This window comes from Stenotrophomonas sp. PS02298 (assembly GCF_029959445.1).
GTDB lineage: Bacteria > Pseudomonadota > Gammaproteobacteria > Xanthomonadales > Xanthomonadaceae > Stenotrophomonas.
Genome location: NZ_JASCOR010000032.1, coordinates 21,309 through 34,190, shown reverse-complemented (window position 1 = coordinate 34,190; position 12,882 = coordinate 21,309). Strand labels below are relative to the sequence as shown.

Genomic DNA, 12,882 nt, shown 5'->3' with positions numbered 1-12,882 from the left:
AGTACATCGAGATGTTTTACAACCCGACACGGCGACACGGTTCCAATGGCGGCCTGTCCCCGATAGAGTTTGAACGGCAGTACGCACTAAACGGCTGAAGAGTGTCTACAAAAGCCTGGGCGATTCAAACATGTCGTCCTTTGCTTGTAGCAGACGTCGTACCCACGCAGGATCCATCTTTGGCTGGATTTCGTCTCGCCACAGTACGTTTAGCTTATCGAGCTCGTGCGTGAACAGTTCAAGCGTATCGTGGATGTACAGCAAGTCCTGCGATTGCTTTCCAGTTGCTCGGTCAGTGTGGATCAATAGCTTTTGCACTATGAAAGCGACAGGGTTTGGGATCCTAACCTCCAAAGGAGTGTTCACGTCCCAGTTCTCGTTCAGGGTCACCGACCAAGGTGAAAGGAACAGAAGATCCAAGTAACGCAGACGCTGCGCAGTGATACCCGATTGTTCTTGGGTAGCCAGTTGCGTGCCGTCACGGGTGTACGCGGGCCCGATCAGAGGTGTGAGGAATTCAGCATAAAAGCCTGTGGAAGCATCCTCGCCTAGAGTGTAGCGAGAAACGGGTGGCCGATGATCGCCCGTCAGCTGTTGCTCGAACCCCTCAGCCTGCAATGCCGAGCGGATGTTTCCATCCAAGCGCTCGCGTTGCGCAAACGCAACGTCGGCATCCAAGGTGGTCAACGGCAGATATGCTGGGGGTGCTGCGTTTGTGTGCAGCCGGTATAGCCTATGCGCCCACCCGCCCACGAATAGCAGCTGCGAGTTCCAAGGGGCTAAAGCTCGGACGAGTTGAACGAATGCAGCACGGTCGTTCATCGCTTACCTCCAAGCAAGTTGGCAAGGACGTTTTCCCACAGCACCTCGGCTTGCTCGGCGCCGCGCGAAGGGTGCGCGGACACATCCAGCCAGACTTGGAGCACGTCCGCCACAAGGACATCATCTACCCGGACGGCACCGCGGAACAGCGATTAAGGCGCATTGGCTTGCTTGATGATCACCTGTGGTGGTTCGCCTGGAGCAGAAGGCACCACGCCGGGCCAATCCTTGCCGAGCGGCGGGGACAGGCGGCGAACATACGCGTGTGGTATCGCACCATTCACGTGGCCCAGCTTCAATAGGTCCGCCGCAGCGAACAGGCCAATGCAGGCATCAAGTCTTGCGGCTAGCTTGAGCAACTGGCGCATGCCACCGGCTGGAACCAGGTACGACATGCGCAGTTCTGGCGACGAACGCATGGCTTCCGATTGCCAGCGGCGAAATAGTTCCTCGCGCCGTACTAGCCGTAGCGGACCTGCCGAGTTTTCTATAAAGCCCTCTTCCTGCATACCTCGCAGGAATCGGGAAGCGCTCATCGGTGAAACCTCGGCGGCCTGCGCCAGATCCGAACCCGAGAAAAGCTTGCCCCTAGGGGCATGCAACATCCTGTCCGGCAACTCGGGCGCCAGTAGCACCTTGAGCATCCATTGGTTGAGGTCGGAAAAGAGGTTGGTAGCTTTACGTAACTGCGCAGGCTTACCCATTCGGTGAGCTCTTGATTCCTCTCGGTCCAGTCCTGCCAGCCCTGGGCCAATGAACAGGCTGCTGCCCGCGTCAGATAATAAGCCTACGGCAACGTCCGGGGCATAGTTGCGCTGAAATTCAGCGAACTTCTGCCGCAATGAGGATGAGGCGCTGCCTACAAGCACCACAGCCAGCGGTTGCATGTTCATGCTTGCCGCATATCGGCTGGCTTGGAGGATGGCTTGTGAAAGCAGGGCGAGGACTCGGTCTGGGCGACCCTCTGCCTCGGTCTTCAATTCCACGGCGTAGCGGTGTGGCCCTTGGTGGATCACAAGATCGGGGGCGGCTCGTGAATGTTCGCTACTCGGGGGGATGGCTACCGACCAGCCGGCATGCTCAAGCAGGGCGATTAGCTGATCCATTCGAGCCGTATGCGGGTACAAAGTTGTGCTCATAACCGAACCATACCACGGCCGAGGTATGTAGCGCGGCCGTGGTATATACCTTGCCCGCGTTACTTCTGGAGGTCCGTCCCACTCCCGCGCTCATGAAACGAAAAGCGCTAAAGGCCGGCCCACGGTAAACGTTGTACAGCTTACTTAACGGACATTGCCCGCCTTCGCAAGCAACGGCTTCGGATTGGCCATCCGATTCTCTGCGAAACCGCAGAATGGCATGCACTTGCTTCCGAGCGCATCCTCATTTAGGGGATTTCCGCCGCTATGCGGGCCTGCCTCCGCTTGCTTGCAGGGGCGGTTCCCAATCGGGGGGCTCGGTTTGCGTGCAATCCCAACTTATCGGATGATAGTGATTCCTATTCGCAATATTTACCCATGGTCAATGCTTCGCCGGCACCGGCGCCTGATTCCCTGCAGGGCCTGTACGTCGCGCACCATGGGTGGTTGTTGCAGTGGCTGCGCCGACGCATGTCCGCGGACGAGGCAGCAGCGGATCTGGCGCAGGACACCTTCGTGCGCCTGCTGCAGAAGCCACAGTTGCCGACGCTGGAGCAGCCGCGCGCCTACCTGACCCGCATCGCCAACGGATTGGTCATCAATCTGTGGCAGCGCCGCGCGCTGGAGCGTGCGTGGCTGGAGGTGCTGGCCAGCCTGCCCGAGGCGCTGGTACCTGATGAGGAACAGCGACAGATAGCCCTGGAAGCGCTGATGCGCATCGACCGCATGCTGGACGCATTGCCATCGCGCGCACGTGAGGCCTTCCTGCTGTCGCAGCTGGACGGGCAGACCTATGCGGTGATTGCCACGCGCCTGGGCGTGACCGAGCGCACCATCAAGCGCGACATCGTGCTGGCGATGGCGGCCTGCCTCGAGGCCATGGACTGATCCGCATGCAGGAGCCATTGGCCAGGAGCGATGTGCCCATTCCCGCGCCGGTGCTGCATGAAGCGGCCGAATGGCTGCTGCGTTTCCGCGAAGGCGAACTCGATGCCAGGGAGCGCGCGGCCTGGCAGCGCTGGCTGTCCAGCAACGACCTGCATAGGCGCGCCTGGCAACGCGCGGAGCGCTTGACCGGTCTGCTCGACGATGTGCCGGATGCGGTAGGCAGTGCGCCCTTGCAGCAGGCTCGCCGCACGCGCCAGGGCCGCCGCGCCGCGTTGGCGGCCGTTATGGGAGTGATGATCGGCGCGCCGCTGGCGCGTCTGGCGTGGCAGCGCGAGCCTTGGCAACACCTTGTTGCCGACGGCAGCACCGGCATCGGTGAGAGGCGCGCGCTGCGCCTGGCAGATGGCAGCGAACTGCAGCTCAACACCGATACGCGGATTGCGCTCACCTTCAATGAGCAGCTACGGCAAGTGCAGCTGCTGCGCGGTGAAGTGCTGCTGCAGGAAGCGACGGATGATCGCGTTCCAGCACGACCCTTGCTGCTGCAGCTGCGCAACGCGCATCTATCTGCTCTGGGCGCGCGCTTCGCCGTGCGCATGTGGGATGACCATGCGCGCGTGGCGGTGGAGCAGGGCGCGGTGCGGATCCAGCTCGGTGATCGCGGCGATGTCACGCAGCTGGTGGGCGCGGGCCAACAGGCGGTCTTCAACGCGACCAGCATCAGCGCGGTCAGCGCGCTACAGCGCAACAGCCTGGCCTGGGTGCAGGGCGTGCTGCATGCCGAGTCCATGCCGCTGGGGGAACTGTTGTCCGAGCTGGCGCGTTACCGCAGCGGCGTCGTGCGCTGTGATCCGGAGATCGCCGGCCTGCTGGTGTCCGGCGTGTTCCAGCTGGACGACACCGATACCGTGCTCGCGCTGCTGCAGGCGGGTTTCCCGCTGCGCGTGCGCTACCGCAGCCGTCTATGGGTGATGGTCGACCCCGCCTGAGCCGGGGATGTCCCTTTTTGCCGGTTGGCCGGGCAAGGAAGTGAACCCTTTCAATTCCTTTCTGTCACGGACTCCGCCATGTCTTCGCGTCCCCCTTTCGTCCGCACCTCGCTGGCCCTGGCCTGCTTCGTCGCGCTTTCGCTGCCAGTGCCGCAGCTGGCCTTCGCCCAGAGCGGCACATCTGCAGCCAGCGAGGGCAATGTGAGCTTCAACCTCGCGGCCGCGCCGCTGGCGCGGGCACTGAATGACACCGCGACGGCCGCCGGTGTTTCGCTGAGCTATGACCCGGCACTGGTTGCCGGCCGTGCTGCGCCCGCATTGCAGGGCCGCTACACGGTGCGCGCAGCGCTTACGCGGCTGTTGCAGGGCACGGATCTGGTGGCACGCGAAGTCAGCCCGGGTGCGTGGAGCATCCAGCGCGTGGCCAGCACTGACGGCGATGCCGTGGTGATCGGTACGCTGCGGGTTGGTGGTGAGCGCTCGGCCGATCCCACCGGCATCGAGCGCGATGAGCGCGGCTACGACGATGTCTACGATCTGGACCTGTCCACCGTCTACGCCGGGCGCGAGCAGATCGAACGCTACAAGGGCGCTGCACCAGCTGACATCTTCAAGGGCATGGTCAACGTCTACAGCGGCGACGCCCGCAACAGCGGCGCGCTGGACCCGAACATCCGCGGCATCCAGGGGCCGGGCCGTGTGCCACTGACCATCGACGGCACCGAGCAGGCACTGACGGTCTGGCGCGGCTACATGGGCGCGAACAACCGCAATTACATCGATCCCAGCCTGATCGGCGGCATGCAGGTCATCAAGGGACCGGCGATGCTGCGTGGTGCCAACACCTCCGTGGGTGGTGCGGTACAGATCAAGACGCTGGACGTGGACGACATCCTGCTGGAAGGCGAGAGCTTCGGCGGTGAGTTGAAGATGGAGGCCAGCGACAACGCCATCGATCCCAAGTTGCCGACCCTGTTGACCGGCAAGCCGATCGGCAGCGTGCCGGGTTTCCCCGCCAGCCAGGTCAATTTCTACGACCCGACCCTGTACCAGCACCCGCGCACCAGTGGCAGCGGCAGCTTCGGCAATGACCAGGCCTGGCGCCTGGCCTTGGGCTTGCGCAAGGACAACTTCGACCTGATGGCGGCCTACGCCTTCCGCGAGAAGGGCAACCACTTCGCCGGCAAGCATGGCAGTTCGTTCTATGACAACGAACCGACCACCAGCTGGGACTACGTGCCCTACCTGGCCAAGGTCTATGCGCCGGGCTCGGAGATCCTCAATTCCTCCAGCCGCATGGAATCCTGGCTGGTCAAAGGCACCTGGCGCCTGAGCGACAGCCAGGTGCTGCAGCTCAACGTGCGCGACACGCAGTCGCGCTACGGCGAGATCATGCCCTCGCGTATCCAGTGGGATAACACCGTCACCGATGGCATTCCGCAGTGGCCGCTGAGCCAGGTGGATGCGCGTGCGGTGAACCTGGAATACAAGTGGCGCCCGGGGCTGGACTGGGTAGACCTGCGCGCCAACCTGTGGCGCACCGATACCGACAGTGCGACCTACAGCAGTGGCGGCCTGCCGAACGATCGCATGAACTGGTACAACGACGTCGACAAGGTGTATGTCACGCCGGACCACTTCCGCAACACCGCGATAGCCAATAGCAAGAACGCGCGTACCGGCTTCTCGTTCGACAACAAGATGCAGCTGAGCGACAGCCTGGACCTGACGGTCGGTGGCAACCTGCAGAAGGAAACCCTCAGCTCCAAGGATGCCTACAACGATCCGGAGATCACCGGCTATTGGCGCGGCAAGCCGCGCGCTGGTTGGCGCCGTGAGTATGATCTCAGCGCCCTGTTCGAATGGCGGCCGATCGACAAGCTGCTGCTAAGCGCGGGCGTGCGCTACCAGAACTGGCAGTCGTTCGATGAGTTCCTCGCGCGCCAGCAGCGGGCCGGCGTGTTGCCGACCAGCAGCCAGGAGGCCTCGGGTCGGGTGATGAGGTGGAGTACGCTGGAGCACTACACCCAGGCCGAGATCGATACGTCGGTCGCCCAGATGACCGACATCATGGAAAGCCAGTGGCCCATCTACGAGGAGTTCTTTGGGTATACGCGCGAGCAGTTTGTCGCCGAGCTGCTGAATCCAGCCCTCGATGAAGTCCGCAGCCGCACCACGTACACCGCCAACAACGAAATGCTGTGGAAGCACGATGGCCAGGGCCGTTACAACCGCGCTGACAATCCCTGCATCAACGGCGCCATCGACTTCAGCAACGTCGAGCTCAGCGGCGGCCGCAAGTGCTGGTCTGATGGTCCCTATCCCGGCCAAAGCGTCAATGGCGAGCTGATTCCCTTCGCCACGGTCGACAACACCGCGCGCAGGCAGCGCGGTGCCGGCTGGGTGCCGTCGTTCGCCGCAACCTATGAGTTCAACGAGCACAGCCGTGTCTATCTTCGCCACAGCCAGGTGCGCCGCTTCCCGGCCTTGTTTGAAAGCACCATCGGCTTCTCCAGCGTCCAGGACAGCTACGGCCTGAAGCCGGAGCATGCCTACAACACCGAGTTGTCGTGGGTGCAGGACTTCGGCCAGCTGCTGGACGGTAATCCGCTGGCGGACCTGAAGATCGCCTACTACCACCACCGCACCCGCGACGTGATCGAGCGTAGCCCGCAGCTGACCTTCTCCAATATCGACGAGCAGACCATCCGCGGCGTCGAGGTGCAGGGTCGCTTTGACAACGGCCGCTTCTTCACCGACATCAGCGGTGCCTGGAACCTGGAGAACCGCGTTTGCGATGAGCACACCGCGATGTTGCTGGACAACACCGGCGGTGTCTCCAACTGCGTGGAAACCGGCTTCGTCGGAGGCTACCTGGTGACCATGGCCATCCCACGCTACACCTTCAACTGGACGGTGGGGACGCGCCTGTTTGATGGCCGCCTGGAGCTTGGCAGCCGCATCGTCCACCACGCGCCGCAGGAAAGCGTGTTCAAGGACAACTACGGCAGCCAGTCGGCGACGATTTCCTACTACCTCAACACGCCGCTGCAGTGGGGACGCATCACCACGTATGACGCTTACGCCACGTGGCGCGTCAACGACCGTGCGACGGTTGAAGTGGTGGGGACCAACCTGGGCAACCTGTACTACATCGATCCGCTGACCCGCTCGTCCATGCTGGCGCCGGGCCGCACGCTGAAGGCGAGTTTCAACTATCGGTTCTGACCCAGTGCGGTGTGCTTGAAAGCGCCGCATGCAATGACAAAGCCCGCTCGGATGTGGATCCGGGCGGGCTTTCTGTTCGCAGACGCCGCTGGTTGCCAACAAAGACGATGGTGATGCGTTCGCGGCAAGCGAACGGAAACGAATCCGACGCAGCTGCTGTCAGCGAATGAAGAACTCCACGGGTGTGGTGATCTGCACTGGATCGCCGGGTACTTCATCTGGTGGCGACGGTAACGGGCTGGCGCGCTGCACGGCGGCGAGCGCCTCGCTATCCAGTAAGGCATTGCCACTGCTGCGGGCAAGCCGTGCCCACTGCACGCCGCCGCTGCGGTCCACCGCGTACTCCACCAGACTCACGCCTTCGCTGCGACGTCGCTGCGCTGCGCGCGGATAACGCTTGTAGCGCTGCAGATGCGCCAGTACCAGCGCCTGCCAATTGGCCTGTGATGGATTGGCGGCACCGGCCGAGGATTGCCGGGCGGTGTAGCGGGTGCTGCTGGGCGCCTGCACGCTGGGTGGTGCAGTTGATTGCAGCACCTCGGCAGTTTCCACTGAGGCAGGTTGTTGTTGCTGTCGCTCGGCGGCTGGCGGTGGCAGTGCTGCATCTGCCGGTTGGGTGGGTGAGGGCGGCGCAACTGCCGCCGTTGGTGTCGCCGCTGCCTGCATGGGCTGCGGCTGCTGTTCCTGCTGCAGCGGCCCCGGTGCCAGATCCGTGGGCGGCACCGGCGGTGCGCTCGGCAGTGGCGCCAGCTCCAGCATCACCGCTTGCGGAGGCAACGGCGGCGCAGGTGGCGGCGACCACGATGACCAGACCGCAGCGCCGCCCACCACCAGTGCATGCACGCCAAGCACGACGCACAGGCTGCGACCCCAGCGTGGGCCCTCGGTCGCATGTGGTGTCCAGTTCACGGCGTGGCCTGCTCCAGTCCGACCAAGGCCACCTTCAGGTAGCCGGCAGCACGCAGGCTGTTCAAGGTGTCCATCAAGTCGCCGTAAGCGACACCCTTGTCGGCGCGCACGAAGATACGCTGCTCGCGGTTGCCGGCAGTGAGTGCATCCAGTGCTGCGGCCAGGGTCGGTGCAGTGATCGGGTCCTGGTTCAAGCGCAGCGACAGGTCCTGCTGCACGGTCAGGTATACCGGCTCATCGGCACGCGCTTGCGGCTGCGCCGTGGATGCCGGCAGATCGACGGCGACGTCCACGGTGGCCAATGGCGCGGCGACCATGAAGATGATCAGCAGCACCAGCATCACGTCGATGAAAGGGGTGACGTTGATCTCGTGGTTCTCATCGGGGACATCGTCCTGCTCGTCGGTCCTGATCGCCATGCTCACGGTGCTCCGGAGGGGGTGAAGGCGCGGCGGTCGAGGTCGCGCGAGACCAGCTGCTGCACGCTGGCTGACAGGTCGCCGCTGTCGCCGCGCAGCGCTGCAAGCTGCCGGCTCAGCTGGTTGTAGATGACCACCGCGGGAATCGCCGCGACCAGACCAAGCGCGGTGGCAAGCAAGGCTTCGGCGATACCGGGTGCGACCACGGCCAGATTGGTGGTGTTGGCCTGGGCGATGCCGACGAAGCTGTTCATGATGCCCCACACCGTGCCGAACAGGCCGACGAAGGGTGCGGTGGCGCCAATGGTCGCCAACAGCCCGGTGCCATTGCGCAACTGGCGTGCATGCGCGAGTTCGATGCGCTGCAGGCGCGAGCCGACCCGTTCCTTGATGCCGTCGGTACTGCCAACGCTGGGCGAGCGCTGCAGCTCATCCTGTGCCTCGGCCAGCAACGCCGAGGCGATGGCACTTTCCCGCCCGGACGTGGCCAATGCCGTGGGCAGGTTGTCCGCCGCTGCGAGTGCGCCGCGTGCGGTTTGCATGCGCTGCGCCTCGCGCCGCAGCTGCCGGTGCTTGGCCAGCAGTACCGTCCACGTTGCCAGCGAGGCAATGGCCAGACCGACCATCACCGTCTGCACCACCCAGTCCGCATGCAGGAACATCTGCCATGGGCTGAGATTGCTGGGCAGGTTGGTCGTCATGCGTGCTCCTGGATGGTCGCGCTGTCCGCGGCCGGTGATGTGTCTGTTTGCTTCAGGGATGGCAGCAAGCCAGCTGCGCCAAGCGTCGACAAGGTGTTGTAGAAGGCGCTGGTGGAGACATGCATGTCGCCCTGCTTCAGGGAAGCGGCATGCAACAGCTGCGGGCTGAGGCGTCCGTGCGCGGCCAACACCAACGGCGCCAGCCGCAAGGTGGCAATCCGCGCCGAGGTCACCCGGATGCCGGCGCCACGCAGTATCGCCGAGTGGATGTTGCGGACTGGCAGCGGCAGGCTGGCCGGTGTTGTCAGGGGCATGATCAGTATCCTCAATGAATGAGCGCTCGCGGTGCGGGACGCGACAGCACGTAGCCTGCGCTGGCGATGAAGAACAGGCCGATGCCCAGCGCCAGTTTCCAGCCGGGGTGCGCCGTGCAGAAGAAAACCAGGTAGCCCACCGCCATGCCGAGCGCAGCGAAGGTCTTGCCTTTCCTGCTGACCGCGCCTTGCTCACGCCACAGGCGCAGGCTGTGGCCGTAGCGCGGGTGTTGCAGCAGGTAGCGTTCCAGCCGCGGCGACGAACGCGCGAAGCAGGCCAGCGCCAGGATCAGGAAGATGGTGGTGGGCATCACCGGCAGCAGTGCGCCGATGATGCCCAGTGCCAGCATCCAGCAACCGGCGCAGAACCATAGCCAGCGCATCAGGTCACCGCCACCGGGTCGGCATGCAGTTCCGTTTCGACATGGCTGCGCACGGTCTGGAACGCCGTGCGTGCCCCCTCCACCACCGAGGCTTCCTGCGCGGCCGCCAGCGGTGCGGCGTCCAGCGCGGCAGTGAAGCTGCGCCAGTGCTGCGCTGCGCCGTCGGCATGCGCGGCCAGGTGGCGGGCGCCGAAGTCGGCGTGCAGCTGCAGTCGGTCCCGCGCCAGCTTGAACAGCACGGCGCCGCCAAGATTGGAGCCTTCGGCCACGTACAGCCAACCCAGGGCGTCGGGCAGGGCGATGTTGGCGTCCACTGCAGGAGTACTGCCGGTGGGAATACCGCTGCCGAGATCCTGCAGGTCGAGTGCGATCCTGGCCAACCGCCGGCGCTCGGCCAGATCGGGGATCAACGCCAGTAGTCCGTGATGCGAGTAGAGCGCATCGATATCGCGGTGGAAGCGATACTGCACGCGCAGGAAGCGCGTGAAGCTGTCACGGCTGGCAAAGATGTCGGCTGCCATGACCCGCTTGTCCAGGCTGTCATGGGTGCTGTGGGTGGCGGCCTTCAGTTGCTGGCTGCGCGAAACAACGGTGCTGTGTGTGCTCATGTGCAATCCCCGGTGATGCAGGAAGTGGTTGGGGTCAGAAGCTGCGTTCCAGCTTCAGGCTGGCGGTGCTGCGGTCATAGCTGTAGAGCCAGTCGACGTTGCTGGAGACGACGTTGTAGCGAAGGCTCAGCAAGGGCGTGAAGCCGGCGAAAGCCAGGCGCTTGGCCTTGATGATCAGTGTGTAGTTGCGCTCATCGTCATCGCGTCGGACGCCGAGCATCGGGCTGTACAGGTCGTAACTGCGGCGGCGATAGGAGGCGAACAGGGTGTGGCTGAAGCCTTCCGGCCACTGCAGTGATGCGCCGAGGCGGGCGCCAAGCGAGCGGTAGTTGTTGCTGCGGTCGCGGGCATCGCTGTCCAGTGCATCGAGGCCGCCGAAGGCCATCCAGTGGCTGCCCAGGCTGCGGAAGTAGGTGGCCGAAGCGGTGCGCTGCACACCGTCGAGATTGCGCGCGTAGTCGCGTTGCCGGTAGCTGAGATCCTTCCAGTCGGCTTCAAGTTTCAGCATGGAGCGCTGGCCAGGCGTCCAGCTCCATTCGGCATGCACGCCCGGCGCGCCGAACAAGGCGCTGTTGCCCAATGCGTAGTAATCGAACGACGGTGCAAGTGCCACCGTGTGGCGAGCGTTGCGGAAGCTGTAGCCGGCCTGGACCGCCGCGTTGAGCTCGTTGTACGCACTGTTGTCGCGGTAGTTCTGGCCGAACGCGAGTGCGCGCAGGTAGACACCGTGGTGTCCGCGCAGCGCATGCCGCTTATTGAGGGTGGCGTCGTAGTCGATGCCGGTGGCGGTGATGGCCTCGGGCAACTTGCGCTCGATCAGGCAGTCGCCGGTGACCAGCAGCAACAGGCAGGTGCGACTGGCCGAGGTGCGGTTGGCGTTGTCGGTCCAGCTTGGTCCGGCAGCATACGAGCCGCTCCAGCGTTCGCGCTGGGCCAAGGCCTGGCGGAAGCTGGCGATGGTGGTGCGCACGCCCTCGGTCTTCGGGTCGTTGGCATCGATGCTGGTGCCGACTTCCGCGAACAACGCGTCTGCCTCGCGATCCTGCTGGTCTTCGAACAAGGTGCGGGCCAGCTCGAGCCTGGCTGGCATGAAGTCCGGCTGCAGGGCGAGCAGTGCGCGGTACTCGGTGGCTGCCTGCGCGTGTTTGCCCTGGATGCGCAGCAGGCCGCCCTGGGCGTAATGCACCAGCAGTTTGTCGTGGTTGGGCAGGGTCAGGTATTCATTGAGGAAGTGTGCCGCCAGGCCCCATTGCCGCTGCTGCAGCGCCAGGTACAGTGCGCGGCCGACGTCGTCGACGTTGTGGCCGATGACGTGGCGCTCGCCGTCGATGGTCAGCGTTGGGCGCTCGGCATCCAGCTCGTCCTTGAGCAGCTCACGCTCGCGCGCCTGTGCCTGCTGATCAATGTGCTGGTCGAGCAGGCGGCGTGTATCGGCCTGCTCCTGCGCGAAGCCGACAACGGGCAGCAGCAGGCCGGCCAGCAGCAGTGCCGCAGGAAGCGCGAAAGCAGACCGGCGTCGACGGTCGTTGGGAAAACAAGAATGCATGCAATGGCCATCGAGGGAGGCAAGGATTGGCGGACGCTGGCTGGTTCTTGCCGGTAGCAGTCGAATTACAGCGATTGACGGAAAGACTCAGCCGTCAGTTCTTGGTGCCGCCCCAGGCGATGTTGAGAGCGGGATTGCCGAAATCGACGATGCCAGCGACGGCGGTCGCGCCTGCGCCGAAGAAGTCACCCTTCACCGTGCCGGTGGCGAGCACGAGGTTGCCCGGGATCACCCACTGGCCGGCATTGGCTGCATCGAAATGACCGTTGGTGTCGAACGCGATCTGGCTGCCGCTGGTGCCAAGGCGGATCTGGGTTGCACCGATCGACAGGTCACCGTGGAAGGTGCGGCTGCTGAAGTTGGCGGTCAGGCTGCCGGTCAGGTGGGTGTTGGCGCCGTAGCGATGCAGGCCGGTCAGTGTGTAGCCAACCGCGGTACCTGTGGCGGCGGTGTAGCCGGTCTTGTCGCCGACGTAATAGACCTGGCGATTCTGGTAGGTCGGGCTGCCGGTATTGCCGTTGGTCGACCATTCGCCGAACCACACATCACCGGTGCCGACCTTGACGAAGTTGAAGCTGCCCAGGCCTGCGTGCGCCGGGTTGTTCGGATCACCCGGGGTGCCGGTGGTGATCGGGTCGTGCAGCTGGTACACGGTCATACCCTTGTCCGTGCCCGGGTGCAGCACGGTGGCTGCACTGGACGGGGTCAGGCCCTGGAAGTCGACCTTGATCCCGCCGGCATAGCTGGAAATGCCGACGCCCGCCTTGCCTGCGGTGTGCGGGCCGAACGGAACCTGCGACTCACCGACGCTGATGGTCGACGTGCCGGAGCCAGCGGACTGGGCACCGACGATGTTGGCGGCAGCGGCGGTACCCGCAAGGGACACCACGGTAAGGGCGATGGCGAGTTGGGAGATGCGCTTGTGCATTTTCATGA

13 protein-coding genes are annotated in these 12,882 nt (G+C 64.2%); 3 read left to right on the top strand and 10 right to left on the bottom strand.

From position 1 onward, the window contains the following. Positions 1–105: 105 nt before the first annotated feature. A complete protein-coding gene (locus QMX78_RS07310; protein ID WP_282267984.1) occupies positions 106–822 on the bottom strand; it encodes a GSU2403 family nucleotidyltransferase fold protein in 717 nt (238 codons plus the stop codon). Between the two features lie 152 nt (positions 823–974). Then, positions 975–1,928, bottom strand: a complete 954-nt coding sequence (locus tag QMX78_RS07305) for a hypothetical protein (RefSeq protein WP_282267983.1) — start codon at positions 1,926–1,928, stop codon at positions 975–977. A gap of 411 nt (positions 1,929–2,339) precedes the next feature. Between QMX78_RS07305 and QMX78_RS07300 the strand changes: the two genes are divergently transcribed. The 3 genes from QMX78_RS07300 (at position 2,340) to QMX78_RS07290 (ending at position 7,066) form a co-directional block, all read left to right on the top strand. Next, positions 2,340–2,849, top strand: coding sequence for a sigma-70 family RNA polymerase sigma factor (locus QMX78_RS07300; RefSeq protein ID WP_282267982.1), 510 nt, complete (start codon positions 2,340–2,342; stop codon positions 2,847–2,849). 5 nt (positions 2,850–2,854) lie between these two features. Then, the gene (locus QMX78_RS07295; RefSeq protein WP_282267980.1) at positions 2,855–3,838 is read left to right on the top strand and encodes a FecR domain-containing protein; all 984 of its coding nucleotides are present in this window, start codon (positions 2,855–2,857) and stop codon (positions 3,836–3,838) included. Between the two features lie 78 nt (positions 3,839–3,916). Beyond that, on the top strand, positions 3,917–7,066 hold the full coding sequence (locus tag QMX78_RS07290; RefSeq protein WP_282267978.1) for a TonB-dependent receptor: 3,150 nt from the start codon (positions 3,917–3,919) through the stop codon (positions 7,064–7,066). Between the two features lie 159 nt (positions 7,067–7,225). Here the strand turns inward: QMX78_RS07290 and QMX78_RS07285 are convergent, their stop codons facing one another. The 8 genes from QMX78_RS07285 to QMX78_RS07250 all read right to left on the bottom strand — a co-directional run bounded on the left by QMX78_RS07285 (position 7,226) and on the right by QMX78_RS07250 (position 12,880). Next, positions 7,226–7,975, bottom strand: a complete 750-nt coding sequence (locus QMX78_RS07285; RefSeq protein ID WP_282267976.1) for an energy transducer TonB — start codon at positions 7,973–7,975, stop codon at positions 7,226–7,228. Then, complete coding sequence (exbD, locus tag QMX78_RS07280) at positions 7,972–8,394, bottom strand: TonB system transport protein ExbD (protein WP_282267974.1); 423 nt, start codon at positions 8,392–8,394, stop codon at positions 7,972–7,974. The genes QMX78_RS07285 and exbD overlap by 4 nt, the downstream gene beginning before the upstream one ends. 2 nt (positions 8,395–8,396) lie before the next feature. Continuing rightward, the gene (exbB, locus tag QMX78_RS07275; RefSeq protein WP_282267973.1) at positions 8,397–9,095 is read right to left on the bottom strand and encodes a tonB-system energizer ExbB; all 699 of its coding nucleotides are present in this window, start codon (positions 9,093–9,095) and stop codon (positions 8,397–8,399) included. Continuing rightward, entirely contained in the window at positions 9,092–9,409 is a 318-nt protein-coding gene (locus QMX78_RS07270) for a hypothetical protein (RefSeq protein WP_282267971.1), read from the bottom strand. Before QMX78_RS07270 ends, exbB begins: the two co-directional genes overlap by 4 nt. 11 nt (positions 9,410–9,420) lie before the next feature. Beyond that, positions 9,421–9,792 carry a YbaN family protein gene (locus tag QMX78_RS07265; protein WP_282267968.1) on the bottom strand — a complete coding sequence of 124 codons (372 nt, stop codon included), beginning with the start codon at positions 9,790–9,792 and terminating at the stop codon, positions 9,421–9,423. Then, positions 9,792–10,400, bottom strand: a complete 609-nt coding sequence (locus QMX78_RS07260) for a biliverdin-producing heme oxygenase (protein ID WP_282267966.1) — start codon at positions 10,398–10,400, stop codon at positions 9,792–9,794. The genes QMX78_RS07265 and QMX78_RS07260 overlap by 1 nt, the downstream gene beginning before the upstream one ends. Before the next feature lie 34 nt (positions 10,401–10,434). Then, positions 10,435–11,946 carry a surface lipoprotein assembly modifier gene (locus tag QMX78_RS07255; protein WP_282267962.1) on the bottom strand — a complete coding sequence of 504 codons (1,512 nt, stop codon included), beginning with the start codon at positions 11,944–11,946 and terminating at the stop codon, positions 10,435–10,437. A 94-nt stretch (positions 11,947–12,040) separates the two neighbouring features. After that, positions 12,041–12,880, bottom strand: a complete 840-nt coding sequence (locus QMX78_RS07250) for a hypothetical protein (protein ID WP_282267960.1) — start codon at positions 12,878–12,880, stop codon at positions 12,041–12,043. Positions 12,881–12,882 lie beyond the last annotated feature (2 nt).